The sequence below is a fragment of the Pseudomonas sp. S9 genome, assembly GCF_000222125.1.
Lineage (GTDB): Bacteria > Pseudomonadota > Gammaproteobacteria > Pseudomonadales > Pseudomonadaceae > Aquipseudomonas > Aquipseudomonas segetis.
In genome coordinates this window covers 225696-251934 of the sequence record NZ_AFFX01000005.1, presented here as the reverse complement: position 1 = coordinate 251934, position 26239 = coordinate 225696, and the positions used below count along the sequence as shown (strand labels likewise).

28 protein-coding genes are annotated in these 26239 nt (G+C 55.1%); 16 read left to right on the top strand and 12 right to left on the bottom strand.

The window, feature by feature from the left end:
• Positions 1–15: 15 nt before the first annotated feature.
• Positions 16–834: an AraC family transcriptional regulator gene (locus tag PSES9_RS0112585; protein ID WP_010487429.1), complete on the bottom strand. Its 819-nt coding sequence runs from the start codon at positions 832–834 to the stop codon at positions 16–18.
• 128 nt (positions 835–962) lie between these two features.
• Between PSES9_RS0112585 and PSES9_RS0112580 the strand changes: the two genes are divergently transcribed.
• Both PSES9_RS0112580 and grxC read left to right on the top strand, forming a co-directional pair.
• Positions 963–1481 (top strand): carboxymuconolactone decarboxylase family protein, encoded by a 519-nt coding sequence (locus tag PSES9_RS0112580; RefSeq protein WP_010487427.1) that lies wholly within the window; start codon positions 963–965, stop codon positions 1479–1481.
• Between the two features lie 11 nt (positions 1482–1492).
• The gene (gene grxC, locus PSES9_RS0112575) at positions 1493–1747 is read left to right on the top strand and encodes a glutaredoxin 3 (RefSeq protein WP_010487425.1); all 255 of its coding nucleotides are present in this window, start codon (positions 1493–1495) and stop codon (positions 1745–1747) included.
• Between the two features lie 114 nt (positions 1748–1861).
• Here the strand turns inward: grxC and PSES9_RS0112570 are convergent, their stop codons facing one another.
• A complete protein-coding gene (locus PSES9_RS0112570) occupies positions 1862–2851 on the bottom strand; it encodes a sulfate/molybdate ABC transporter ATP-binding protein (protein ID WP_010487424.1) in 990 nt (329 codons plus the stop codon).
• A gap of 399 nt (positions 2852–3250) precedes the next feature.
• Between PSES9_RS0112570 and cysP the strand changes: the two genes are divergently transcribed.
• From cysP to PSES9_RS0112550, 4 genes are all read left to right on the top strand, one after another.
• Entirely contained in the window at positions 3251–4264 is a 1014-nt protein-coding gene (gene cysP / locus PSES9_RS0112565; RefSeq protein ID WP_029529534.1) for a thiosulfate ABC transporter substrate-binding protein CysP, read from the top strand.
• 71 nt (positions 4265–4335) lie between these two features.
• Positions 4336–5187 carry a sulfate ABC transporter permease subunit CysT gene (gene cysT, locus PSES9_RS0112560; protein ID WP_010487419.1) on the top strand — a complete coding sequence of 284 codons (852 nt, stop codon included), beginning with the start codon at positions 4336–4338 and terminating at the stop codon, positions 5185–5187.
• Positions 5184–6014, top strand: a complete 831-nt coding sequence (gene cysW, locus PSES9_RS0112555; protein WP_010487417.1) for a sulfate ABC transporter permease subunit CysW — start codon at positions 5184–5186, stop codon at positions 6012–6014. Before cysT (PSES9_RS0112560) ends, cysW (PSES9_RS0112555) begins: the two co-directional genes overlap by 4 nt.
• A gap of 165 nt (positions 6015–6179) precedes the next feature.
• The gene (locus tag PSES9_RS0112550) at positions 6180–6581 is read left to right on the top strand and encodes a hypothetical protein (protein WP_010487416.1); all 402 of its coding nucleotides are present in this window, start codon (positions 6180–6182) and stop codon (positions 6579–6581) included.
• Positions 6582–6587: 6 nt separating this feature from the next.
• On the opposite strand, the gene cysW (PSES9_RS0112545) is transcribed toward PSES9_RS0112550, so the two are convergent.
• The 4 genes from cysW (PSES9_RS0112545) to oscA form a co-directional block, all read right to left on the bottom strand.
• Positions 6588–7460, bottom strand: coding sequence for a sulfate ABC transporter permease subunit CysW (gene cysW / locus PSES9_RS0112545; RefSeq protein ID WP_029529533.1), 873 nt, complete (start codon positions 7458–7460; stop codon positions 6588–6590).
• A gap of 9 nt (positions 7461–7469) precedes the next feature.
• A complete protein-coding gene (gene cysT, locus PSES9_RS0112540; protein WP_010487414.1) occupies positions 7470–8288 on the bottom strand; it encodes a sulfate ABC transporter permease subunit CysT in 819 nt (272 codons plus the stop codon).
• Positions 8289–8377: 89 nt separating this feature from the next.
• Positions 8378–9376 (bottom strand): sulfate ABC transporter substrate-binding protein, encoded by a 999-nt coding sequence (locus tag PSES9_RS0112535; protein WP_010487413.1) that lies wholly within the window; start codon positions 9374–9376, stop codon positions 8378–8380.
• A gap of 166 nt (positions 9377–9542) precedes the next feature.
• Entirely contained in the window at positions 9543–9716 is a 174-nt protein-coding gene (oscA, locus tag PSES9_RS24570) for a sulfur starvation response protein OscA (RefSeq protein ID WP_010487411.1), read from the bottom strand.
• A gap of 245 nt (positions 9717–9961) precedes the next feature.
• Between oscA and PSES9_RS0112525 the strand changes: the two genes are divergently transcribed.
• The 5 genes from PSES9_RS0112525 to PSES9_RS0112505 all read left to right on the top strand — a co-directional run bounded on the left by PSES9_RS0112525 (position 9962) and on the right by PSES9_RS0112505 (position 14779).
• Positions 9962–10543 (top strand): RBBP9/YdeN family alpha/beta hydrolase, encoded by a 582-nt coding sequence (locus PSES9_RS0112525; RefSeq protein ID WP_010487409.1) that lies wholly within the window; start codon positions 9962–9964, stop codon positions 10541–10543.
• A gap of 172 nt (positions 10544–10715) precedes the next feature.
• The gene (hmgA, locus tag PSES9_RS0112520; RefSeq protein ID WP_010487408.1) at positions 10716–12008 is read left to right on the top strand and encodes a homogentisate 1,2-dioxygenase; all 1293 of its coding nucleotides are present in this window, start codon (positions 10716–10718) and stop codon (positions 12006–12008) included.
• Positions 12009–12420: 412 nt separating this feature from the next.
• Complete coding sequence (locus tag PSES9_RS0112515) at positions 12421–13215, top strand: outer membrane protein OmpK (protein WP_010487406.1); 795 nt, start codon at positions 12421–12423, stop codon at positions 13213–13215.
• A gap of 118 nt (positions 13216–13333) precedes the next feature.
• Complete coding sequence (locus tag PSES9_RS0112510; protein WP_010487404.1) at positions 13334–14182, top strand: DMT family transporter; 849 nt, start codon at positions 13334–13336, stop codon at positions 14180–14182.
• Between the two features lie 99 nt (positions 14183–14281).
• The gene (locus PSES9_RS0112505) at positions 14282–14779 is read left to right on the top strand and encodes an LEA type 2 family protein (protein ID WP_010487402.1); all 498 of its coding nucleotides are present in this window, start codon (positions 14282–14284) and stop codon (positions 14777–14779) included.
• Between the two features lies 1 nt (position 14780).
• On the opposite strand, the gene PSES9_RS0112500 is transcribed toward PSES9_RS0112505, so the two are convergent.
• On the bottom strand, positions 14781–15866 hold the full coding sequence (locus PSES9_RS0112500) for a GGDEF domain-containing protein (RefSeq protein WP_010487400.1): 1086 nt from the start codon (positions 15864–15866) through the stop codon (positions 14781–14783).
• Positions 15867–16802: 936 nt separating this feature from the next.
• Here PSES9_RS0112500 and PSES9_RS0112495 point away from each other — a divergent pair.
• Positions 16803–17144 (top strand): zinc ribbon domain-containing protein YjdM, encoded by a 342-nt coding sequence (locus PSES9_RS0112495; protein ID WP_010487399.1) that lies wholly within the window; start codon positions 16803–16805, stop codon positions 17142–17144.
• A gap of 180 nt (positions 17145–17324) precedes the next feature.
• On the top strand, positions 17325–18053 hold the full coding sequence (locus tag PSES9_RS0112490) for a substrate-binding periplasmic protein (protein WP_010487397.1): 729 nt from the start codon (positions 17325–17327) through the stop codon (positions 18051–18053).
• 3 nt (positions 18054–18056) lie between these two features.
• Here PSES9_RS0112490 and PSES9_RS0112485 read toward each other — a convergent pair whose 3' ends face one another.
• From PSES9_RS0112485 to PSES9_RS0112465, 5 genes are all read right to left on the bottom strand, one after another.
• Positions 18057–18587 (bottom strand): AAA family ATPase, encoded by a 531-nt coding sequence (locus PSES9_RS0112485; protein ID WP_010487395.1) that lies wholly within the window; start codon positions 18585–18587, stop codon positions 18057–18059.
• Complete coding sequence (pnuC, locus tag PSES9_RS0112480) at positions 18584–19150, bottom strand: nicotinamide riboside transporter PnuC (protein ID WP_010487394.1); 567 nt, start codon at positions 19148–19150, stop codon at positions 18584–18586. The genes PSES9_RS0112485 and pnuC overlap by 4 nt, the downstream gene beginning before the upstream one ends.
• Before the next feature lie 282 nt (positions 19151–19432).
• A complete protein-coding gene (locus PSES9_RS0112475; RefSeq protein ID WP_010487392.1) occupies positions 19433–20929 on the bottom strand; it encodes a CoA-acylating methylmalonate-semialdehyde dehydrogenase in 1497 nt (498 codons plus the stop codon).
• Between the two features lie 96 nt (positions 20930–21025).
• A complete protein-coding gene (locus tag PSES9_RS0112470) occupies positions 21026–21322 on the bottom strand; it encodes a cupin domain-containing protein (RefSeq protein WP_010487391.1) in 297 nt (98 codons plus the stop codon).
• On the bottom strand, positions 21322–22668 hold the full coding sequence (locus PSES9_RS0112465) for an aspartate aminotransferase family protein (RefSeq protein WP_010487388.1): 1347 nt from the start codon (positions 22666–22668) through the stop codon (positions 21322–21324). The genes PSES9_RS0112470 and PSES9_RS0112465 overlap by 1 nt, the downstream gene beginning before the upstream one ends.
• Before the next feature lie 121 nt (positions 22669–22789).
• Between PSES9_RS0112465 and PSES9_RS0112460 the strand changes: the two genes are divergently transcribed.
• From PSES9_RS0112460 to PSES9_RS0112450, 3 genes are all read left to right on the top strand, one after another.
• A complete protein-coding gene (locus PSES9_RS0112460) occupies positions 22790–23710 on the top strand; it encodes a LysR family transcriptional regulator (protein WP_010487386.1) in 921 nt (306 codons plus the stop codon).
• A 267-nt stretch (positions 23711–23977) separates the two neighbouring features.
• Positions 23978–24901, top strand: a complete 924-nt coding sequence (locus PSES9_RS0112455) for an aldo/keto reductase (protein ID WP_010487385.1) — start codon at positions 23978–23980, stop codon at positions 24899–24901.
• A gap of 31 nt (positions 24902–24932) precedes the next feature.
• Entirely contained in the window at positions 24933–26225 is a 1293-nt protein-coding gene (locus tag PSES9_RS0112450; RefSeq protein WP_029529530.1) for an NTP/NDP exchange transporter, read from the top strand.
• The last annotated feature ends 14 nt before the right edge of the window (positions 26226–26239 follow it).

Genomic DNA, 26239 nt, shown 5'->3' with positions numbered 1-26239 from the left:
CCAGACTCATGTTGGTCAGGCTGTGCGCTGTATCCATTCACTGGGGCTGACGCCGACCTTGCGACGGAAGGTGCGTGCAAGAGCCGATGGACTTTCATAGCCAACCTCATCGGCAATTAGCGCGATGGGCCGCCCTTCGCGTAAGCGTTTTTGCGCCAGGCTGACTCGCCAGTTGGCCAGGTAATCCGCCGGGGTAACGCCCACCGTCTGGCGAAAGTGCGCAGCAAAGCTGGCCCGCGACATGGATGCAATACCCGCCAGGTCAGCCACGGTCCAATTGCGCTGGGGCTCGTTATGGATACTCGTGAGCGCCCGCGACAGGCGCGGATTAGCCAACCCGGCCATCATCCCGGAGGCAATGCTGCGGCTGGCAATAAGATGACGGAGCAGCTGGATCATCATCAGCTCAAACAGCCGATTGAGCACCACGTCGCGACCACATTCATCGCCGAATGCCTCTTCAAACAGCCACTCAAGGATGCCGTGCAAGTCCGGCAGCTCTCGAAGTGGTTTGATGATGTAAGGCGGCAACGCCATGGTCAGCGGATTATTGGCCCCGCCATCGAAGCTCAAGGTCGCGCACACCAACTCGGCCTCATCGGCCTCTGTTGCCACTAACTGATGCTGCAGTGGGCGAATCAACAACACCAGGCTCGGCTCAGTCAATTCGATAGCTTGATTGTGCCCATCCCTGAAACTCAGGCGGCCGGAGCGCAGCAGATGCACATGGCCATAGTCGCCCTCGGCGACATCCGCCACACCGCAAAAACCACCCTGATGATAGGTGGCCGCATGCAGGTTGAAGTGTTTTAGCAGGGTTGATAAGCGGTCCATTGAACAACACCTATTTAGACGATCTGTTGCATAACATCGACGATCTGAACCCAAAAGAAAAGTCCCGAGACCTAATATTCACTCAACGCTTGTTCAACAAGCAGGACTCAACTTATTGGAGAATCACCATGCCCCGCATCGCTGCTTTAACACCTGACCAAGCCCCTGCTGGTTCGCATGCCGCTCTTGAAGCCGTGCAAAAAACCTTTGGCTTTATACCCAACTCGATCAAGACACTGGCCCATGCCCCTGCGGCATTGAATGCTTACCTGGCCCTGAACCAGGCCTTGGGCAAAAGCTCATTGAGCACTGCCGAACGGGAAGTCGTAGCCCTCGCGACTTCTGAAGTTAACGAGTGCAATTATTGCGTCACCGCCCACAGCTTCTTCGGTAAAAAAGCCGGTTTGAGCGAAAGTGATATCGGCAGTGCACGATCGGGTGAGTTGAATGCGCTAGCTGCACTGGTGCGACAAATTGCGCAAAGTCGCGGCCAACTGACCGACGCTCAAATAGCGGCGGCCCATGAGGCAGGCCTGACCGACAGAAAGATCGTCGAAGTAGTTGCACACGTGACACTGCTCACCCTAAGCAATTACCTGAACAACATTGCCGACCCTGATGTGGACTTCCCACCATCGGCACGCTAAGGAGCCAGAACATGAGCCAGGTAACCATTTATACGACCCAGCATTGCCCTTACTGCGTACGCGCCAAAAGCTTGTTGGCACGCAAGGGGGCCAGCACTACGGAAATCGACGTTGCGGCCTCGCCCCAGAGACTCGCGGAGATGCTGCATAAATCCAAGCGCCGAAGCGTGCCGCAGATATTTATTGGCGACCTGCATGTCGGCGGCTTTGATGATCTGGCAAGTCTTGACCGCAAGGGCGAACTGGATGCATTGCTGCAGGCGTGACATCCGTGCAGATGCTCCGGACAACCTGCGCTATCGAGCAAAAGAGCCCGATGGCGCAGGCTTCACTGGGTCTGTTCGCACAGGCCTCGCCATCAGTGACAAGGCCCGTGCAGCTCAGGGATTGGACAGCGCCTGGCCGCCCTTGGGCTTGAAGTAGAGTGTTTCACCGCGCACAAGATCATCAAGGCTCATGTGATCCTTGGCGACTTCGGCTTCAATCAGGTCAGCCTGACCTTCTACCTTCAGGGTCACGCGGGTAATTGCCCCCAATGGCCGGATATCGCGTACTTCACCGGCCTGGTGGCCTTCTTCGGCATGGCGCGACAAGTGAACCTCATGCGGGCGGAACAATACGTGGTGATCCTGGCCGATATAAAGGCGGTTGGCATCACCCAGGAAGTGATAGACAAAGTCACTGGCCGGGTTTTCATAAACCTCTGCTGGTGAACCAATCTGCTCGATCACACCTTTATTCATCACCACGATCCGGTCGGCCACTTCCATGGCTTCTTCCTGGTCATGGGTAACAAACACTGATGTCAGGTGTACATCTTCATGCAGGCGCGCCAACCAGCGGCGCAGCTCCTTGCGAACCTTGGCATCCAGCGCCCCGAACGGCTCGTCAAGCAGCAAGACCCTGGGCTCAACAGCGAGTGCACGAGCCAGCGCAATACGTTGACGCTGGCCACCGGAAAGCTGTTCCGGATAACGGTCGGCAAGCCAGTCGAGTTGCACCAGGCCAAGCAGTTCGTGCACCTTTTGCGCAATGACAGTCTCACTGGGACGCTCGCGCTTGGGCTTCATGCGTAAACCAAAGGCGACGTTATCGAAAACCGTCATATGGCGAAACAATGCGTAGTGCTGGAACACAAAGCCGACATTGCGATCACGCACATCGTGCTCGGAAACATCTTCGCCGTGGAACTGAATGCTGCCGGTATCAGGAGTTTCGAGGCCGGCAATAATGCGCAGCAAGGTAGTCTTGCCGCACCCGGACGGCCCGAGCAGAGCGACCAGTTCGCCGCTCTGGATATTGAGATTGATCTGGTTCAGCGCCTTGAACGCATTGAAGTTCTTGCTGACGTTAGTGATTTCAATCGACATGCGTTGCGTCCTCAGCCTTCTGGCGCGGGCGGTTAATTCTGGTGACCCCACAGCCAAGGTTTTAGGAAAACGGCTGATAAAGGCGATGCGTGGGTGCGCGGATGATAGCGCCGCCCGCTATATTCTTAAAAATACTCTTTAGTCACACTTATATTCGAATGCGAAATATAAAAGAGACCCTGCCGCCCTGAAATGTGCGCATACACTAGCCACTGGGTGATTCGCTGTAAATCCACGAGGAGCGGAGATCAAGGTAGCAAATTCAATTTCGATCTATACATAGCGCTAAAAATTACTTTTTAAGAATAAAAAACTTAGGCAGTATCAGCCCCAATAATTTGGCCTAGGTTCGAATAATCGAACTATATGCCTGCCGCAAACATGGGGAATGTTTTGATCATGCTAAAGAAACTGCTTGTCGCCAGTATTATCTCCACGGGTCTGTTCAGTAGCCTGCCTGCCTTGGCTGAAGACAAGCCGATCCTCAATGCTTCGTACGATATCGCTCGTGAAGTCTTTGCCGCGATCAACCCCAAGTTTGTTGCCAAGTGGAAGGCTGAAACCGGCAAGGACCTGAAGATCGACCAATCGTTCGCCGGCACTTCGCGCCAGGCGCAAGACATTATCCAAGGTAAAAAGGTTGATATCGTCACCTTCAACCAAGTCACCGATATCGACATTCTCGCCAAGCGTGGCCTGGTGCGCAAAGACTGGGCCAAGCAGTTCCCCAACAACAGCTCGCCGTATTACAGCACCACAGCCTTCCTGGTGCGCAAAGGCAATCCGAAAAACATCAAGAACTGGGATGACCTGGCCCGTGATGATGTGAAGCTGGTTTTTCCTAACCCGAAAACCTCGGGCAATGCCCGCTACAGCTATCTGGGCGCCTGGCTGTTTGCCAATGAGAAGTTTGACGGCGATGAAGCCAAGATCAAGAGCTTCGTCGCAAAGATCCTGCATAACGTGCAGAACTTCCCCACCGGCGGCCGTGCGGCGACTGTAGCCTTTGCCCAGAATGGCCAGGGTGACGTGCTGCTGACCTTTGAATCTGAAGTGATCAACATCGCCAAGAGTGATGAGTTCAAATCCGGCGAGTATGAAATCGTGGTCCCGCCAGTGAGCGTTCTGGCTGAGTTTCCGGTCGCGCTGGTTGATAAGGTCGTCGACTCCAAAGGCACCCGCGAAGTTTCCAAAGCCTTTCTTGAGTTCCAGTACACCAAAGAAATCCAGCAACTGCTGACCACCTTCAACTACCGCGTGCATAACCCGGAAGTGGTCGCTGCAACGGCTAGCCAGTTCCCGCAAGTGCGACTGATCAACCCGAATGAAGTGCTGGGCACTTGGGATGAGATCACCGCGAAGCACTTTGCTTCCAACGGCGTACTGGATCAGTTGCTGGCTGAAGGCCGCTGATAGTTCTTTGCTTTGAGTCATACAATAGGCCACAGCCTTGAGCTGTGGCCTGTTCGTTCAGGAATTTGAGTGTGCAAACCACCTCTGCTCGTTTTTTTCTGCAAAAACCATTGCTGCCAGGTTTTGGCCTGAGCTTTGGCTTCAGCACCTTTTATATTTCCCTGGTCATCCTGTTCCCGCTGTCGGCGTTACTGGTGTATGTCGGCGACATGGGCTGGGCTCAGTATTGGCACGCGATCAGCGACCCACGTGTGGTGCAGAGTTACAAGGTGACCTTGAGCGGGGCCTTTTACGCCACCATTGCCACGGTGCTGATCGGCATGTTGCTGGCGTGGATCATCACCCGTTATGAATTCCCGGGCCGGCGCCTGATCGATGCATTTATCGACCTGCCTTTTGCCTTGCCGACCTCAGTCGCCGGCTTGACCCTGGCGACGTTACTGGCTCCCAGTGGCTGGCTGGGCGCATGGCTTGAGCCCATGGGCATCAAGCTGGCCTATGCCTACCCCGGCATCATGATCGCCATGGTATTTACCAGCCTGCCCTTTGTTGTGCGCACCGTACAGCCGGTAATGCAAGACATGGGGCACGAATACGAAGAAGCCGCCAGGACCTTGGGCGCCAATCGCGTACAAACCTTCTTCCACGTCATACTCCCGACTTTACTGCCTGCCTTGTTGACCGGCGCTTCGCAGTCGTTTATCCGCAGCCTCGGTGAGTTTGGTGCGGTGATCATGCTGGCGGGCAATATCCCGTTCAAGACCGAGGTGTCCTCGCTGATGATTTTCATCCGCTTGCAGGAGTTCAACTACCCGGCTGCCGCGGCAATCGCCTCGGTGATCCTGCTGGCATCTCTGACACTGCTGTTTAGCTTGCAAGTACTACAGGGCCATCTTTTCAAATGGCAACGGCAAGGCAAATGAAAAAACCTCAACACTGGCATCAATGGCTGCTGATCGCGCTTGGCTTGGGCCTTGTCATCCTGATCCTGCTGGTGCCGTTGCTGCTGATCTTCAGCAAGGCACTCTCGGGTGGACTGACGCTATTATGGGGCAACCTGAACGAAGACTACATGCTGCATGCCATCGGCTTGACGCTAATGGTTGCCGCCATGACCGTGCCGATCAACCTGGTGTTCGGTGTACTGCTGGCCTGGTGCATTACCCACTATGACTTCCGTGGCCGCAAGGTGCTGACCACCTTTGTCGATATTCCTTATGCGGTATCCCCTGTTGTGGCAGGCCTGTGCTACCTGGTGGTCTACGGCATCGAAAGCACGCTGGGTCAATGGTTCTACGATAACGATATCCAGATCATGTTCGCCTGGCCCGGCATAGTCATGGTCACCGTATTCGTCACCGCGCCCTATGTGGCCCGCATCCTGATTCCCGTCATGCAGACCCAGGGGCAGGATGAAGAAACCGCGGCGCTTTGCCTGGGTGCGAATGGTTGGCAGATATTCCGCAACATCACCCTGCCCAAAATCAAATGGGCATTGCTCTACGGCGTGGTAGTGACCAACGCCCGTGCAGTCGGTGAGTTTGGGGCGGTGTCGGTGGTATCAGGCACCATTATCAACCACACGCTGACCTTGCCCTTGCTGGTCGATCAGCTCAACAACGACTACAAGACCGCTGCTGCATTCACCGCAGCCGCCCTGCTTGCACTGATGGCGCTGCTCACATTGTTGCTCAAAACCTTTATGGAATGGCGCCAGCGTACATTGATGCAAAAGGCAGAAGCCCAGTAGGCCACACTGTTGCCAATTCGGCTGGGCCAGCTCCTCGCGCGGCGGCTGACAAAAAGCTGGGATATTCGATCAGGCCTGTGCTAAAAACGGCACAACCGCATCACGCGAACAGCCGTCCGCTCCAACATTGGGCGCGGCAGTTTGAACAGTTCTACCCCGGAGCCCATGAGCGAAACCTTTGCAACTCGCCAACCCTGTCCGCCCGGCGCCTGCGACTGCGGGCGCGAGCAACTGGAGACGACTCCAGGGGCGGACGTGCGCATCCTGCGATTGACCCGCCATGAAGAAAGACGCCTGATCGAGCGGCTTGAAAACATCCAGAGCCTTGAAGAACTCGAACGCCTGCAAGCGCGTATCTACGAACAGCTAGGTGTACGCGTGAAGGTTGCCCCCGGCTTTAACGAGGTACGCAGCATGCGCGGCATTGCCATAGAGATCGCAGAGCTGAGCGGGCTGTGCCGCAAGACTCGCCAATCGATTCCGGCAGCCATTCGCCGAGGCCTGGAAAAACGTCCAGAGATTGCCTTCCGCCTACTTGATAGCCACGACTTGCTGCGCGACACCTAAGGCCTGTCAATTCTCGTTGGCGACATGCTTGAGGTGATTAAGGCGCTGCTCACTCAGCTGCTTTAACAACAAAATGATCAGCGCCAGCAGCAATAACAAGCTGGCGACACTGAATGCCGCAACGTGGTTGTATTCGTTGTAGAGAATCTCGACATGCAGCGGCAATGTGTTGGTGTAGCCACGGATATGCCCGGAAACCACCGAGACAGCACCAAACTCCCCCATCGCCCGTGCAGTACAGAGCACCACACCGTAGATCAGCCCCCACTTGATGTTGGGCAAGGTGACATGCCAGAACATTTGCAAGCCATTGGCGCCGAGCAAGCGTGCGGCTTCCTCTTCCTGGGTGCCCTGCTGCTGCATCAGTGGAATCAGCTCGCGAGCCACAAATGGCACTGTGACGAACACTGTTGCCAGAATGATCCCAGGCAAGGCAAAAACAATTTGAATATTGCGCGCCTGCAACCACTCGCCGAAAAAGCCCTGGGCACCGAACAACAAGACATAAATCAAACCTGCAATGACCGGCGATACCGAAAACGGCAAATCGATCAGCGTGACCAGCAGGCTTTTACCGCGAAACTCATACTTGCTTACAGCCCATGCGGCGCAGACGCCAAACACCAAGTTAAGCGGCACAGAAATACCCACCGCAAGCAAAGTCAACTGCAGCGCAGACAAGGCATCAGGCTCGAATATGGCGCTGATAAATACCGCCCAGCCTTGCTTTAATGCGGCGCTGACAACCACGCCCAGTGGCAGCAACAGAAATAATCCAAACACCATCCAGGCCGCCATTATCAACAGCGGTCTGCCTGAATTATTGCGGCGCCTTAGCCGGTGATTTGAAGACGGCAAGACACTCGATTGTGATGACATGATCCACCCTCAAGTTTTGATAATTCTGCGCTGCAACAGATTGATCATTAGCAGCAAAGTAAATGAAACCACCAACATCAGTACGCCAATCGCGGTAGCGCCGTGATAGTCGTATTGATCGAGCTTGACCATGATCAGCAGTGGCAGGATTTCAGTTTTCATCGGCATGTTGCCGGCAATGAAAATGACCGATCCGTACTCGCCCACGCCTCGCGCAAAAGCCAATGAGAAACCGGTCAACCAGGCTGGCAACATCGCCGGCAAAATCAGATGACGCACAATCTGCAATGGCTTGGCCCCCAGACAGGCGGCGGCCTCTTCGATCTCACGCGGGATATCAGCCAACACCGGTTGCAAGGTGCGCACCACAAACGGCAAGGTGACAAACGCAAGTGCCAAGGTGATCCCCAGCGGTGTGTAGGCAATTTTCAAACCGATGTCGCTGGCCAACTTGCCGATCAAGCCATTGGGCGCATACAAGGCAGTCAACGCGATACCGGCAACAGCGGTGGGCAGGGCAAATGGTAGGTCGATCATGGCTTCGATGACCTTGCGCCCGGCAAACTCGTAGCGCACCAATACCCAGGCCAGCAGGGCACCGATAAACGCATTGATCATGGCGGCGGCAAAGGCCGTGCTAAAGCTCAACTTAAGTGCGGCACGTACACGCGGTGCAGAGATGATCGCCCAGAAATCAGCCCACGAAAGCTGCGCCGCATGGACGAACATCGCCGCCAAGGGAATCAGCACCAGCAAGCTCAGGTACAGCAGGGTAAAGCCCAGCGTCATGCCGAAGCCGGGTATGACGGGAGAAGTTCGACGCAGCATGATCAATCCTTAACAAACAACCACGCAGGTGCAGTGCAACTTTAAGTAAGCTGCGCTGCACAACTGCAATTGTGGGCCTGGCCCGCTGACTACTGGACCTGATAGATCTGGTCGAACACACCACCATCGTTAAAGAACTTCGGCTGCGCGACTTTCCAACCACCAAAGTCCATATCGACAGTGACCAGTTTCAAGGCCGGAAACTGCTTGCTGAACTCGGCGGCAATTTGTGGATTGCGTGGGCGATAAAAATGTTTGGCGGCAAGGCGCTGCCCTTCATCGCTGTAGAGGTATTCGAGATAAGCCTGCGCCACTTCACGCGTGCCTTTGCGCTCGACGTTCTTATCGACCACGGCAACAGGAGGCTCGGCAAGAATAGACAGTGAAGGTGCGACAATCTCAAACTGATCGCCGCCCTCTTCCTTCAGTGCCAGAAAGGCTTCATTTTCCCAAGCCAGCAATACATCGCCAATTTGGTTGTTCACAAAGGTGATGGTTGAGCCACGTCCGCCGTTATCCAGTACCGGCACGTTGCTACAAAGCTTCTTTACAAAACCCTGTGCCTGTTCGTCACTGCCAAGCTTTTGCTTGGCGTAGGCCCAGGCTGCGAGAAAGTTCCAGCGTGCTCCGCCCGATGTTTTCGGATTCGGCGTGATAACCGACACGCCCGGCTTGATTAGATCATCCCAATCCTTGATGGCCTTGGGGTTACCTTTGCGCACCAGGAAGACAATGGTCGACGTGTAGGGTGTGCTTGATTGCGGCAAGCGTTCTTGCCAATTTTCAGGGATCAACTTGCCGATGCGGTGTAGTTCGTCGATATCGCCGGCAAGCGCCAGGGTGACAACGTCAGCCGGTAAACCATCGATCACCGCCCGGGCCTGTTTGCCAGAGCCTCCATGGGATTGCTGAACCTTGATCGCCGGATGTCCTTCAGCCTGCCAATGTTTATTGAATGCAGCATTGAACTCGCTGTAGAACTCACGGGTTGGATCGTACGAAACATTCAACAAGGTTTGCGCTGCGGCGACGGGACCAGCAATGAAGGCGCTCGCCAGAGCGGCGAATACAAGACCACGAATAAGCATGATGCAACTCCCTAAACAGACATTTGATTTGGACATGGCCGCAAACAGCCTGGGGCTGATTAACGGATGCAATACCGGTACGTGTTGGGTTATCACGCCCTCCGGTGGTCCAGTCGGGCTAGGGTGAAAGCGGGAAATCCTTCGGAAACTGACGAGCTCCGCCAACCTATTGGTTTGCGGTTACCAACCTGAATTTTTCTTTGCGTTCTATTTGCACCACTTGGCCGTTATGCACGGCAATCTCTACCGAACCAAACTTGAGGCCGTTGAGCGCATTTTTGATTTCGCGCAACACCTGTGCGTCGTCCAGGTTGTTCGATTTTTTTTCTGTCGCAGTCATTGCTAGGCTCCTATCCCACACCCTGATCTTTGCCTGCGGGTGGGTCTGGGTCGATAGTAGGAGAGCCTTTTTATTCTTAAAAATACTATTTGTTCACATATTTATTACTTTTTAGAATAAATAAATTCAATCATCTTCATCTCGCCAAATCGATCAAAATGAATAAGAAAATAATTTTTTATTCTTTTATTAACCAACCAATATTACCTACCCTGCTGGCGTCAAACACTTAATGAGCCAAGCCCATGCCTGAGCAATCCATTCGCTACTTAATCATTCCAGGCTGGCATGGCTCACCTGCAGAACATTGGCAAAGCCACTGGCAACGGGTGCTGCCGAACAGCAGTCGGGTCGAGCAAGACAACTGGCAACACCCACAAAAAACCAGTTGGGTTAAGCAATTGCAACGTGCAATAGCAGATGACACACGGCCAGTCGTGCTTATCGCCCATAGCTTGGGCTGTGTGACTGTGGCTCATTGGGCCGCGCAAGCACCTAAAGAGCTGATCAACCGAGTACTGGGTGCGCTGCTGTTTGCTCCAGCCGATGTAGAACGACTCAACTGCCCTGGCCCACTGCGCAACTTTGCGCCCATACCAAGTGCCAGGCTGCCCTTTCCCAGCCAGCTAATTGGCTCGGATAACGACCCCGCCGCCAGCGCCAATCGGGCGCTGCAATTAGCGCAAGCTTGGGGCAGCGAAGTCTCAATTCTGCGCGGTGTCGGTCATATCAATGTGTCATCGGGCCATAGCCGCTGGGAGCAAGGCTTTAGTCATCTTTACCGTCTACAGCGGCAACTCGAAGACGATAGTCGGAAGATGGCCTGATTCACGCTCTAGCACTTTAGCCAATGCGGCTATTCACACGCTCTACCTTTTCTCAACTCACACCGATCTGCACTTGCCAGAGCGGCGGCTGTGCGTCTGATTTCGCCCTGGTTTGACGACCAACACAACTCAAGTTACGCTTAACGTAATTCAATTACACAAAAATAAAATCATGAAATCCCAAGACCTCGTCTACTTATCGGGCTTTGCCAACCACCACAGCAGTGAAGCATTGCCGGGTGCTTTGCCGATCGGGCAAAACTCGCCGCAAAAAGTACCTTACGGTTTGTATACAGAGCTGCTTTCAGGCACTGCATTTACTGTCCCACGGGCAGACTCGCGGCGAACCTGGATGTACCGCATAAAGCCCTCGGCCAATCACCCCGCCTTTGTACGCATGGATAAACAGATTTGCGGTGGCCAGCTGGGCCCGGTCACCCCGAATCGCTTGCGCTGGAACCCTCTGCAAATACCTGAACCTGCGACTGATTTCATTGATGGTTTAGTCACCCTCGCCGCCACCAACGCTGCCGATCAGGCAAGCGGGGTCAGCGTGCATGTCTACCGGGCTAATTGCTCGATGACCCGGGTGATGTTCAACGCCGATGGCGAGCTGTTGATCGTGCCGCAGCAAGGTCGCCTGCGAATAGCCACGGAGCTTGGTCTGCTTGTGGTCGAGCCACTTGAAATTGCAGTAATCCCGCGCGGCATGAAGTTTCGTGTTGAGTTACTCGATGCCAGCGCCCGCGGCTATATCTGCGAGAATCACGGCAGTGCTTTCCATTTGCCGGAGTTGGGACCGATTGGCAGCAATGGTTTGGCCAACCCGCGCGATTTCCTCGCACCGGTCGCCCATTTCGAGGATGTGGAGCAACCGGTACAGCTGGTGCAGAAGTTTCTTGGCGAGTTGTGGGCAACACAGCTTGATCATTCGCCGCTGGACGTGGTCGCCTGGCATGGCAATAACCTGCCCTATAAATATGATCTGCGCCGTTTCAATACCATTGGCACCGTCAGCTTTGATCATCCGGACCCGTCAATCTTCACGGTGCTGACCTCGCCAAGCAATACGCCAGGCCAGGCTAATGCAGACTTTGTAATCTTCCCGCCGCGCTGGATGGTGGCCGAAAACACCTTCCGTCCGCCCTGGTTCCATCGCAACCTGATGAATGAGTTCATGGGCTTGATCAAGGGTGCATACGACGCCAAGGCCGATGGCTTCTCGCCCGGCGGCGCTTCATTGCACAATTGCATGAGCGCCCATGGCCCCGACAACACCAGTACAACCCAGGCGATTGCTGCGGATTTGCAACCGCATAAGATCGATAACACCATGGCCTTTATGTTCGAGACCTGCAATGTACTTCGCCCAAGCCAACACGCCCTGCAGTGCCCGGAACGCCAGGCTGATTACGATGCGTGCTGGGCCGGCATGAGCAAGACATTCAATCCAGACCAGGTTTAATCCCACCATCACGGCACGGCTCAGGTGCGATTGATCCTGAGCCGATGCACCGCTCGCTCCCACGCCCCGCTTGACCTTTGCATACAGACCGTTAGTATGCCGCGCTTTTCATCTCGCCCGGATCCTAAATGCATCTCGTAGCAACAGCTATCAAAGCTGGCTGAGCAACGCTTGCCCTGCAACGCCCCAAACTGATGCAAAACTGTCCTTTTGGTCAGAAAAATGGCTGTTAATGGCGCCTGCGCAGTTGATCACTCTGTAACCAAATACAGCAAAACTCCCCGAAAAACCGGATTTATAACCGCACAAAGACAAAAAATTGCCGATTGGCTTTGTTTTTGCTCTAGAAGCGACAGCCTGACCGAATAGATAGGTTTAAAACTATAATTCTGCGCACCAGGAGCACCATCCGATGAACCGTTTTATCTCTACTCTGATGTTAGCCGGCGGGCTTCTGGCTGGCGGCCAGGCTGTAGCTGGCGATTACCTGCAATGGCAAAACAACAGCTTCACCTATCTTTACGGCAAGAACTTCAAGGTTGATCCGGAAGACCAGCAAACCGTAACTTTTGAACATGCCAGCGGCTGGAGTGTCGGTGACCTGTTTTTCTTCGTCGACGGCATCACCTACAACAGTGCCGAGCGCAATGGCGCCGGTGACAGCAGCACCTTTTATGGCGAGTTTTCACCGCGCCTGTCGTTCGGCAAGCTGTTCAACACCAAGCTGGAGTTTGGCCCCGTCAAAGACGTGCTGTTGGCCATGACCTATGAATTTGGCGAGGACGACACCGAGTCGTACCTGATCGGTCCGGGCTTTGACCTGGCAATTCCCGGGTTTGATTATTTCCAGATCAATACCTATTTGCGCACCACCGATGGCAAGCGTGATGGCGATAACGTCTGGCAGATCACGCCAGTCTGGAGCTACACAATCCCAGTGGGTAACTCGGATATCCTGATCGACGGTTTCATGGACTGGGTGGTCGATAACGACAACAGCTATCACGCCAACCTGCACTTCAACCCGCAAGTCAAATATGATTTGGGCAAGGCCCTGAGCTGGGGTGAAAAACAACTCTATGTGGGCATCGAATACGATTACTGGAAAGACAAATACGGTATCGATAACGATAGCTACCTGGGCGACACCATCCTTGATGGCACGAACCAGAGCGCGACCAACTTCATCGTAAAAGTACACTTCTAAAGGCCAAGCGCAGGCGAACACACGGTTGGCCTGCGCATTTTACAGCTTGAGCCTTCAGTACAATGCCATTGCCGTTGCTTGTGTGATTAGATGAGCCATCTGCATACAAGGATGCATCATGTCTTCACGCACGCTGTTGCTTACCGCCTTGGCAATGCTGGCATTTGCCGGTAACTCTATTGTTTGCCGGCTCGCGCTGAAAACCACTGAAATAGACGCTGCAAGTTTTACCAGCGTACGGCTCGTCGCCGGGGCAATCACCTTGCTGGTGATCCTGCGTTTGAAAACCGCTGCGCAACCCTTGTCCGGCACCTGGTCAGGTGCCCTGGCGCTGACGACCTATGCCATCGCCTTTTCATTCGCCTACCTCAATCTCGATGCCGGTAGCGGCGCGCTGCTGCTGTTTGGCGCAGTCCAGTTGAGCATGATTGCCTGGGGCTTTTATCGCGGTGAACGCTTTAGCTTTGCCACCACGATTGGCCTGGCAATGGCACTCGCCGGGCTCCTGGCCTTGCTGCTACCTGGCGCCAATACACCTGCGCTGGGCAGTGCCTTGCTGATGCTCTTGGCCGGGGTTGCCTGGGGTGTTTATTCCCTGATGGGCCGCGGTGCTACCGATCCACTGGCAACGACAGCCGGCAATTTCTTGCGGGCAGTGCCAATCGGCTTAATCATCAGCGTTGTCTTTATCAGCCGCCTGCAGTGGGACTTGGCTGGCTTGGGCTACGCTGTGCTATCCGGGGCGGTTACGTCAGGGGTCGGCTATGCGGTCTGGTACAGTGCATTGCGTGGGCTGAAATCCTTCCAGGCGGCCACCGTACAGCTCAGCGTGCCAATTCTGACCGCATTGGCTGGCAGCCTTTTACTCGGCGAAGCCCTGACCCTGCGCCTGCTGTTAAGCTCGGCGGCAGTGCTTGGCGGTATCGCCATCGTTCTCCAAAGCAAGCAGCGAAACACGCAAAACTAATAACCACAACCTAAGTTGTCGGACGTGGTCTATAGCATATACATCCGTTGGCTGCTGCGCGCCGCCCATATGCCTGCACAATTGAATGGAATCTTCATCATGTTCAACTTCACCACATCGCTTCAATCGCTGTTACGAACCGCGCTCATCGGTTTTTTGCTGATCAGCTTGACGGCTTGCAGCAGCCTGACGCCCCGCGATCCGCTCAAGATCGACCTGGTCGGCATCGAGCCCTTACCCGGTGAAGGCCTGGAAATGCGTTTTTCGGTAAAACTGCGGGTGCAAAACCCGAATGACAGCGCTATTGACTACAACGGCATCGCCCTGGACCTCGATGTAAACAATCAGCCGCTGGCCAGTGGTGTCAGCGACCAGAGTGGGCAGGTTCCGCGCTTTGGAGAGACGGTGATCAGCGTGCCCGTAACCATCTCGGCATTTTCGGCGATGCGCCAGGCAATGGGCGCGTCAAGCTATAAACCCGGCCAGGGCCTGCCATATGAATTGAGCGGTAAATTTGCAGGCGGCTTGTTCGGCACATCGCGCTTTAGTGACTCGGGGACCCTGAACTGGCCAGCCCCCAACAACATGACACCTTGAGCTAACTCGATTGCGGATCGCTTTTGACAACGCAATTGCGACTCGCACGCTTACCTTCATAAAGCGCTGTATCTGCACGCTTTATCAATTCAGCCAGCTTCTCATTCGGCATCAACATCGCCACCCCCAGCGTCAATTGCATCTCTAGCTCAAGGTCGTGTGCATTCAAAGGGGTTGCTGCAACCTGCTGCCTTATGCGCTCGGCGACTTGCATGGCACCCTGCAAGTTTGTATGGGGCAACAAAACCAAAAACTCCTCGCCCCCCCAGCGACAACAGCTGTCCGTATCGCGGGCGATAGCGCTGATCAACTCGCTGACATGCTGCAAAGCGACATCGCCAACCGGATGGCCATGGCGGTCATTGATCATTTTGAAATTATCGACATCCGCCAAAATCACCGATAAGGGGTATTGCTGACGTCGGCTTTGCAAGACTTCCTGCTCAGCCAGTTGCCCCATTCGCCGACGATTAACCAGCTGTGTCAGCGGATCATACGCCGCCAAATACTGCAGCTTGGACTGAATGCGCGAAACGGTGACAAAGTGGGTAAAAGTCAGCATGGATATGCTGATAAAGCAAATCAGCAAGTTCAAGATCCGCAACTGCTCCAATGCCTCGGTACTCATCGAGTTTGTGGCAGTTCCGGGCAATTTGAGTTCGGCTATAAACATACCAATGGCCATCAGCAGACAAATAAGCACCTTGAGCCTGAGCCCGATTCGCCCGGCGAATATAACAAGTGGAATCAATGACATAATCAGATAATGAAACCCTGCACTGGAACCAAAGTGTTCTGAGAACAGCCATATATATACGGCCACCATCGAAAACAACGCCAGCACGCTGGGGAGAAATACCGCAAAAGAACGCTGCTGCCCGCACAACGGATAGAATGGCAACTGAATAAACATTGCCATAAGACTGAGTTGCCACCACGCACTATGATTTAACCAGAGCACAAGCGCATGCAGTGGGTTTACAACCATGATTATAAGAATGCCGCGCTGTACAAAAGAGCGGAAGTTCATTCTGATGAAGTCAGTGTCGAGCGGGTCTCGTTCCATCCCTGACAGGAAAGATGGCATTCGTGTGCTCTCCATCATTCCAACGGCCTCTGGCGATGACAGTAGGGTTTCAGCATCTGTAATAAAGATAAGGCATCCTGCCTCATAACACCCTTGCCGTGTCGTCCATGAATTGAAAGGTCAGGTGAGCCAGGCACACGCGCGTGATGAGTGAAGCGATCAGGTTCGATAAACCGGAAGTATTCTCCGCTATAGAGTCCCGGTGCAGAAAAAATTACAGTGGCCATTGCCGTGACAATCCTTGTTACGTATAAGCGCTATTTACAGCAAAAAAACAAATACCTTTCGTCTGCTCCTTTGACCCGCTACCTCAGGGAAGGGAATTAGTTCCGAGGCCATACAAAAGATTCTTAGGCGTCCAAGCCTAGCCAAAGAGCGATATATTAAACCATGAGGTATAACACCCCAGGCTGAATTGACCTGCGAGCGACCCGTTTAATTCAATATCCAACACTGTGCGCGGTCATATAACGCTTTGTTTCTTGCAAAAGCAAGAATACCCCCAAAACAGGCAGGCCATGTTATTCACCTTGTAGGAAATATAGGATTATTAATTTTATTTTTCCGTCGGGGACACTTATTGTGAACTGGCTCACAGCCATACAGGCTTCACTAAAGACATCAATAATGGCGCAGTGATAGCGAGTGCTATTTCGAAGAAAATAATTATCATGAATAACAAGCGACTGCCACAGGTTCTTTCACTCGGTAAAGTTGATTGTTACTGGCCATTATTAAAGGCCTCTGGAAAAATCTCAAGCATCCGAATTGACGCCCGTAACTCTGACGAACAGAGGTACGTATCGCACTGCTTCAAACTATCTGACCCGCCTTCAAGCCATCGCCCTAGGCCGCAAGTCCAGTTTGTTGGCCGCCACGCGTGTAAAACCCTATATAATATACGGCCATTTATCAGACTGAACCCGAGGTCGCGCTGTGAGCTCCCTGCCGCCATGCCCCAAATGCAACTCTGAATACACCTATGAAGACGGCACCATGCTGATGTGCCCTGAATGCGCACATGAATGGTCTGCCAACGCCGAGGACAACGCGGCTGATGACATAAAAGTGATCAAGGACTCCGTCGGCAACCCACTGCAAGACGGTGACACAGTTACCGTGATCAAGGACCTCAAGGTCAAGGGCTCGTCGCTGGTGGTCAAGGTCGGCACCAAGGTCAAAGGCATTCGCTTATGCGACGGCGATCACGACATTGACTGCAAGATCGACGGCATCGGCGCAATGAAGCTTAAATCAGAGTTCGTCAGAAAGGTTTGATCTCGCAGATCTGGGCGGGTTCAAGCCCCTGGCCTGCCCGGATTCGACCCTTGGTTCCAGCCTTCTGAGACGCCCCTCGAGCAGCTCGAGTGCAAGTTTTACATATACAGCCAGCATTGGCTAGCATTGATATGTACTGCACCGTGCTTCTATCCGGCGCTCGACCAAGCGGGGCTCACCATGCGCTACCTTCTTCTCGGCCTATTGCTGTGCATCTGCGCACCTGTATCTGCGGCTCCCTTGCTGGCTGTGGCCGATGATCAGTTCGCGCCCTACAGCTTCACGCAAGCCCATAGTGAGACACCGATGGGCCTGGATGTGGACTTGGTCAGTGCAGTTTTGAGCGAGGCAAAGCTGGATTTCAGAATACGCCTGTATCCATGGCAGCGCGTCAAGCAAATGCTCGAACGCAATGAGGCCAACCTGGCATTTGCTTTCGCAGGCACTGCCGAGCGCATGAATCAATACCTGCTGGTGGGGCCGCTGCGTACTGGCGCCACGGTGTTTATGACCACCCATAAGACAGCTATAACCGACTGGCAAAGCCTCGAAGACCTGACGCCCTATGTAATAGGCCAGGTTAGGGGCTATGCCTACGAAACAACCTTTGACCACGCTGAACTTTCGCGTGACACCAGCGCACTCAATCCAAGACAACTGGTGTCGATGCTATTGGCAGGCAGAATTGACATCATCATCGGTGACAAGACCCAATTGATGTATTTCGTACAGGAACAAAACTCGGCGTCCAAGGTACGGATTTTACCGCGCGTATTGGTCGAAATGCCGCGCTACGCTGCATTCAATAAAAATGACCAACAACACGCCAAGGCGTTTGCAAGCGCCCTGCAACGGTTGAAAGACAACGGTAAACTGGACGCCATCCTCAAGCGCTGGCAGTACGATTGAAGGCTATGCCGGCGAGTCCGGCCACTGCCCGACACAGCTCAAGGCTTGGCGTTGGCGCTCAGCCCAATCACCTTGAAGGGGGAAAAAAGGCTGCTGATGAAAAACCAGCCAGTCACGACAGGCCTCGAAGAAACGCACCCGCTCAGCCAATTGCGGCTGGCAGCGTTGGCCATCCTCGACCCAGGGCACTCCTCGCGGATCGAGCAATAAATTCAGGTCATAACGGCGCGCGAGCAAGGCGTCCTCGATCCAGGCGGGACAATCGCCAAACAGCTCACGGCTCCACAGCATATTGCTCAACAGGTGCGTATCGAGAATCAAGAGTTCAGGCCGCTCGGCGCGGGCTTTATCTTCCCATTCCAACTGGCCCTGGGCGATGGTTGGGATATCCGCATAACAGGTATCACGCTGGTGTTGATCAATAAAATTGCGCACATACTCGCCAACCACGACACCGCCAAACTGCACCTGCAGGCTAGCCGCCAACCAGCTTTTGCCGGTCGACTCTGGCCCGGTCAGCACCAGCACCTTCATGCGTATGCAAGCTCAGGGGTGCGCCGCCAGCTGCGCCAGCCTTGCACTGCAAGCAATGTGAACAACGCATACAAAGCCGCTGTCAGGTACAGCTTTTTGCTGATAAACAAACCGACGAAAACGAGATCGACGATGATCCACAACATCCAGCACTCAAGACGTTTCTGCGCCATCCAGACTTGCGCAACCAAGCTGAACGCGGTCAGAGCCGCATCCAACCAGGGTGACGCGGCGTCTGTATGGGTCGCCATCAAGTAGCCCAGGGCGACACTGCCCAGCGCACCGATCAGCACACTGCCCGCCAGCCCCGATGCGCTCAGACGACTGACCTGCCGACCGTTATGCTCGCCACCGCCACGGGTCCACTGCCACCAGCCATAGAGTTGCAACACCGCATAGACAACCTGCAAGAGCATGTCCGAATAAAGCTTGATGTCGAAGAAGATCCAGCTATACATCAACACCATGACCAGCCCGACCGGCCAGCACCAGATGTTCTGTTTCACCGTCAGCCACACGGCAATGACGCCTAACGTGGCAGCCACAAGTTCAAGGGGTGACATACAAGCCTCAGAAGCGCTGCGCTCTCGTTCAAAAATTCTGCCGATTGTATCCAACTCTGCAGATCACTGCGCGCGCAGCCGTTGATGGCTGACTTTGATAATGGGTGGGCAAAACAGCGCTACCCACCCTACACACAGCTACCCGATGGCGCAGGGTCTGGCAACGCCAAGCTTGTCCACCAGCATTCAACACTGTAAATAAAAAGACCCGCCAGGTATGACGGGTCTTTTTATTTACTAACGCTTCAGAGGCTGCTCGCGCAGCCCTGGAACCAGCCCTTGTTAACCGTTGCTTGGGAAGGCAAAGGAAGCGGCTTCATGGCTGGCGCGTTGCGGCCAGCGCTGGGTGATGGCTTTGCGACGGGTGTAGAAACGTACGCCGTCCGGGCCGTAGGCATGCAGGTCACCAAACAGCGAACGCTTCCAGCCACCAAAGCTGTGGTAGGCGACTGGCACTGGCAGAGGCACATTGACCCCAACCATACCGACTTCGATTTCGTCACAGAACAAACGTGCAGACTCGCCATCGCGGGTGAAGATGCAAGTGCCGTTACCGTATTCGTGATCGTTGATCAGCTGCATGGCCTCTTCGAGGCTATTGACGCGAACCACACAGAGCACCGGGCCGAAGATCTCTTCCTTGTAGATGCTCATCTCAGGGGTTACGCGGTCGAACAAGCAACCACCGAGGAAAAAGCCCTTCTCGTTGCCAGCAACACTATAGCCGCGACCATCGACAACCAGTTCGGCACCAGCGGCAACGCCCGCATCGACATAGCCCTTGACCTTGTCACGGTGAGCGCCAGTAACCAGCGGGCCCATGTCCAGCCCAGTGGAAGTACCCGCGCCAATTTTCAGTGCCTTGATCTGCGGCACCAGCTTTTTGATCATCGCATCGGCAACCTGGTCGCCCACGCAAACGGCAACGGAAATTGCCATGCAGCGCTCGCCACAGGAGCCGTAGGCAGCGCCCATCAGTGCGCTGACTGCATTGTCCAGATCAGCATCTGGCATCAACACGGCGTGGTTCTTCGCCCCGCCCAGGGCCTGGACGCGCTTGCCGCGCTTGGTGCCTTCGGAGTAGATATATTCGGCAATCGGTGTCGAGCCAACGAAGCTCAAGGCTTTGACTTCTGGCGCTTCGATCAGCGCATCAACCGCTTCCTTGTCGCCATGGACAACGTTCAGCACGCCTTTTGGCAAGCCCGCTTCCTGCAGCAACTGGGCGATATACAGCGTCGAGCTTGGATCACGCTCGGAAGGCTTGAGGATAAAGCAGTTACCGCAAACGATTGCCAGTGGATACATCCACAACGGCACCATCGCCGGGAAGTTGAACGGCGTAATACCAGCCACCACACCAACCGGCTGGAAGTCGCTCCAGGCATCGATATTGGGGCCGACGTTACGGTTGTATTCGCCCTTGAGAATTTCTGGCGCAGCGCAAGCGTACTCTACGTTTTCGATACCGCGCTTCAACTCACCGGCGGCGTCTTCGAGGGTCTTGCCGTGCTCTTCACTGATCATCTTCGAGATGGCGGCTTCATGCTGCTCAAGCAATTGCTTGAAGCGGAACATGATCTGCGCACGCTTGGCCGGCGGCGTATTGCGCCATGCCGGGAAAGCAGATTTGGCCGAGTCGATCGCTTGCTGGATGGTCGCGCGATCAGCCAGTGCAACCTGGTGGATAACCTCGCCTGTAGAAGGGTTAAACACGTCTGCGGTGCGGCCAGTGCCGGCGACTTGCTCGCCATGGATTAAGTGATTCACTGCGCTCATGGAATTCTCCGTTGGCAACTAGTTTATGAGGGTTGGACCTTATCCAGCGCCCTAAGGTATTTGAAGCGAGGGGCACCTTGTGCGCCCCCCTGATATCTATTGCGCTGCTTTGATCTCGGTTTCGACGAACACCACTTCGTGATCGCTGGCGTTGACCACATTGTGCTCGACACCGGCTTTGCGGAAGTAGGCTTGGCCGGCAACCAAGGTTGCATGCTTCTCGCCTTCAGGCGTTTCCAGCAGCAGTGTGCCTGCAGTCATGGGCACCACCACATAGTCGTAGCCGTGGCAATGGGCACCGGTTTCGCTGCCCGGCGCAAACCGCCATTCGGTAACTATGACATCGCTGTTATCCACCTGAACGGTCGCCACCGCCTGTGTACGCTTGGTCATTAATCGATACCTTGTAGTGCCTGGCCAACGGCATCGAAGACGCGGTCGAGGTCTTCGCGCTTGGCATTGAAGGTTGGCCCAAACTGCAGGGTATCGCCCCCGAAGCGCACATAGAACCCAGCTTTCCATAAGGCCATGCCCGCCTCGAATGGTCGGATTACCGCATCACCATCGCGCGGCGCCAACTGAATGGCTCCAGCCAGGCCACAGTTGCGGATATCAATAACGTGCTTGGAGCCTTTGAGGCCATGCAGCGCATTGGCAAAGTGTGGTTCGATTTCAGCCGCTTGCTGCACCAGGTTTTCACGCTTGAGCAACTCAAGCGAAGCCAGGCCAGCCGCACAGGCAACCGGGTGCGCCGAGTAAGTGTAGCCATGGCTGAACTCAACCATGTGCTCGGGCGAGGGCTGGTTCATAAAGGTTTGATAGATTTCGTTGGACGCAATAACCGCGCCCAGGGGAACCGCGCCATTGGTGATTTGCTTGGCGGTGTTCATGATGTCTGGCGTCACACCGAAGTATTCAGCGCCCGACCACTTGCCCATGCGGCCAAAGGCGGTGATCACTTCGTCAAAAATCAGCAGGATATTGTGCTGGGTGCAGATCTCGCGCAAACGCTGCAGATAACCGACTGGCGGCACCAGCACCCCAGCCGAGCCCGACATGGGTTCGACAATGACCGCGGCGATGTTCGACGCATCGTGCAGTTCGATCAGCTTGAGCAGCTCATTGGCCAACTCAACGCCGCCGGTCTCGGCCATGCCCTTGGTGAACGCCATGCCCGGTTGCAGCGTGTGTGGCAGGTGATCAACATCCATGAACTGGCCGTACATCTTACGGTTGCCGTTGATACCACCGAGGCTGGTACCGGCAATGTTCACCCCATGATAACCACGGGCGCGACCAATGAACTTGGTCTTGGCTGGCTGACCCTTGAGGCGCCAGTAGGCCTTGGCCATTTTTACCGAGGTATCTGCGCACTCGGAACCGGAACTGGTGAAGAACACATGGTCGAGGCCAGCAGGCAACAAGTCGGCAATTTGCTCGGCCAGCTGGAATGACAGCGGATGGCCATACTGGAAGCCAGGCGAGTAGTCGAGCGTACCCAGTTGCTTGGCCACGGCATCCTGGATTTCCTTGCGCGAGTGACCGGCGCCACAGGTCCATAGGCCCGAAAGGCTGTCGTAGACCTTGCGTCCCTTGTCATCGGTCAGCCAACTGCCTTCGGCAGACACAATAAAACGCGGATCGCGATGGAAGTTACGGTTGGCGGAAAACGGCATCCAGTGAGCATCCAGCTTGAGCTGGCTGGATAATGGCGGAGTAGCAGACTGGGGCATGTTCATGGGACGGCCTCGCTAGAAGACAATGTTCGGACGTGAAGTACGCTTGCCATTAAAGGTGCCACGGGCATAAAGTCGGTAAAACTTAACTATTCATATCTTTAGTTCTCCGGTTACTAAACTAATGAGCACTCGCCGTCCCGATCCACTGGCCCAAGTCAGCGACTTTGATATCCGCCTGCTGAAACTGTTTCGTAGCGTCGTGGAATCCGGCGGCTTTTCTGCTGCCGAAAGCGTACTGGGCATAGGCCGCTCAGCCATCAGCCAGCAAATGAGCGACCTTGAGCAACGCCTGGGTTTGCGCCTCTGCCAGCGGGGACGAGCCGGTTTTGCCTTGACCGAAGAAGGCCGCGAGGTGTTTCAGTCGACCCAGCAATTGCTCGCTGCCCTGGAAAGCTTTCGCACCGAGGTCAACGGCTTGCATCAGAACCTGCGCGGCGAGCTGAATATCGGCCTTACCGACAACTTGGTGACCGTACAGCATATGCGCATCACCAATGCCCTCTCGCGGCTCAAGGAGCGCGGCCCGGATGTGCGCGTCCACATCCGCATGACGCCTCCAAGCGAAGTCGAACAGGGTGTGCTCGACGGCCGCCTGCATATCGGCGTAGTGCCGCAATCCGGCGCATTGTCCGGGCTCGACTACCAGCCGCTGTATGGTGAGCGTTCACTGCTCTACTGCGCCGTAGGCCACCCGTTGTTCTATGCTGACGACCAGTTGCTTGATGACGAGCGCTTGAACACCCAGGACGCTATCGCCCCGACCTTTCGTTTACCGCCGGAAATACAGACCCACTATCAAGTGCTCAATTGCACCGCCAGTGCCTCCGACCGTGAAGGCATGGCCTTTTTAATCCTGACCGGACGCTACATTGGCTATCTGCCCGACCATTACGCCAATGCCTGGGTCCAGCAAGGTCGCCTGCGCGCCCTGAAACCTGACGTGCGCTTCTATGACTTGAATCTAGCGGCCGTGACCCGCAAAGGTCGCCGGCCGCACTTGGTGCTTGAAAGCTTCCTTGAAGCCCTGGCAGCCGTAAGCTAAGGAACCACTGGAAACCACTACGCTTGATATTGCTGCATCAGTAACCAAGGGGTAAGCAAGGCGAATCAATTGCTCATTTGCCGGCACCCAGGATCGAGCGCGATCCCGGTCGTTGCATTTTAAAGGCAAGCAGATCTTGCCGATGAGTAGCCACCCGCTGAAACTGAAACAGCCGGTAACAACTAGTCTAATGCGGTGTCCCGAGGCCAGGCAGCATCAGGCTATCATCCCTTGATGCGCTGCTGCGCACCCTTGAAAGGAGGATTCATGTCCAGCCGCCGCCACTTTATTCAACGCAGTGCCACCTTGCTGGGCCTGGCAGCCGCTGCGCCTTTACTGCCCAGCCTGGCATTGGCCAGTGAACCCAGCCAGCTGCTGCGCCGCAAGATACCGGCCAGCGGTGAGATGCTGCCAGTCATTGGCATGGGTACCTCGCGCACCTTCAACGTGACTCCGGATGCAGACGGAATCAACTCGCTCGACCTGGTCATGCGCAACTTTATCAATGGCGGCGCGACACTCATCGACACCGCGCCGAGCTATGGCACCGCAGAGGTCGTTACCGGCATGCTGCTCAAGCGCATTGATACCCAGCGCAAGGCATTTCTGGCGACCAAGCTGTCGGCCACCGGGCGCGATAACGGTTTCGAGCAGTTCAGCTCCAGTCTCCAGGCGCTGCAGACCGACAAGGTCAGCCTGCTGCAAGTGCACAACCTGCAAGATACCGCGACGCAAATGAAGCTGATGCGCGAGCTTAAGGAACAAGGTCGCATTCGCTACACGGGGATCACGCATTACCTTGAGTCCGCACACGACGACTTGCTCGAGGCACTCAAGCAACACAAGCCCGACTTTGTCCAACTCAATTACTCGATCGGCGAACGCAATGCCGAAAAACGCCTGTTGCCTTACTGTGCGGATAACGGCATTGCCGTTCTGGTCAATCGACCCTTTATGCGCGGCCAACTGCTCAGCAAGGTCAAAGGGCAGTCTCTACCGGGCTGGGCGATTGATACAGACGCCACCTCCTGGGCGCAACTGCTGCTTAAATTCATCCTCGCACACCCCGCAGTTACCGCCGTGCTACCGGCCACATCAACACCTCGCTACGTGACCGACAATATCAAGGCGGGCATGGGTCGACTGCCGGATGAAGCACTGCGCGAACGAATCGTCCAGGCCTTTGGCTGATGATAGCCACGCCCGGGCACCAGCCACCTTCATGACTTGCGCGCAGCGGGTCGCCAGCGCCATCAATGCCAAACCTGAAGAACTGCTGGCTGCGCTAAGCGGATTCACCCTGTTTCTGTGTCTGTTCAGCGGCTACTTCATGCTGCGCCCGATTCGCGAGGCGATGGGCATTGTCGGTGGCGTGGACAACCTGCAATGGTTGTTTAGCGCAACTTTTGTCTTGATGCTGATCGCCGTGCCGCTGTTCGCATGGCTCAACTCACATGTGCCGCGCGAACACTACATCGACTGGGTCTACGGTTTTTTTATTCTCAACTTATTGGGCTTCGCAACGCTTTTTAGCCTGATTGAACGCGATGTATGGCTGGCCCGCAGCTTCTATGTATGGCTATCGGTCTACAACCTGTTCGTGGTTTCCGTGGCCTGGAGCCTGATGAGCGATGTGTTCGACAGCGAACAGGCCAAACGCCTGTTTGCCTTTATCGCGGCGGGTGCCAGTTGCGGTGGTTTGCTCGGCCCGGCCTTTGGCGCGTTGCTGATCAGTACGCTTGGCGAAAGCGGCTTTATTCTTTGCGCAGCAGCACTGCTGGCGTTGGCATTGCTGAGCAAAGGCTACCTGATGCATTGGCGCGCCATCAGCGGTTCAGGAAGACCGGGTGCAAAACACAACGAAAACCCACAAAAACCTGTGCTGGGCAACCCTTTTAGCGGCTTCACTCAGGTCGTGCGCTCCCCCTATTTATTGGGCATCAGCGCATTCGTGATTTTGTTGGCCACCGCCAGCACCTTTCTGTACTTCGAACAGGCGCGCCTGGTAGCCGAAACCTTCACCAGCCGCGACGAGCAAGTCCGTGTATTCGGCCTGATCGACTTTAGTGTGCAAGCGCTGTCTTTGCTCGCGCAGCTGTTTATCACCAGTCGTATCGCCCAGCGCTTTGGCATCCGCGCCCTGCTCGCCGGGGTACCGTTTTTAGTTTGCCTGGGCTTTATCGGCTTGGCCCTGGCACCGACCTTCGCCATGCTCGCCGCCTTGATGATAGTGCGGCGAGTGGGTGAATACGCCTGCGTACGCCCGGGCCGTGAAATGCTCTTCGCACCACTTGATGCGCAGACCAAATACAAGGCCAAGAACTTTATCGACACCCTGGTCTATCGCGCCGGTGATGCCGCCAGCGCCTGGGTCAAGGCGCTGATCGACAGTTTGTCCAACGGCGTAATGGTTGCTGCACTGGCCGGAGCCCTGTGCGCGGCAGTTTGGGGCTTTCTGGGCTTGTATCTGGGCGGGCAACGTGAACAGCAATCTATGGCAGGAAAACAAACCTAAAACCTGCGAATAAC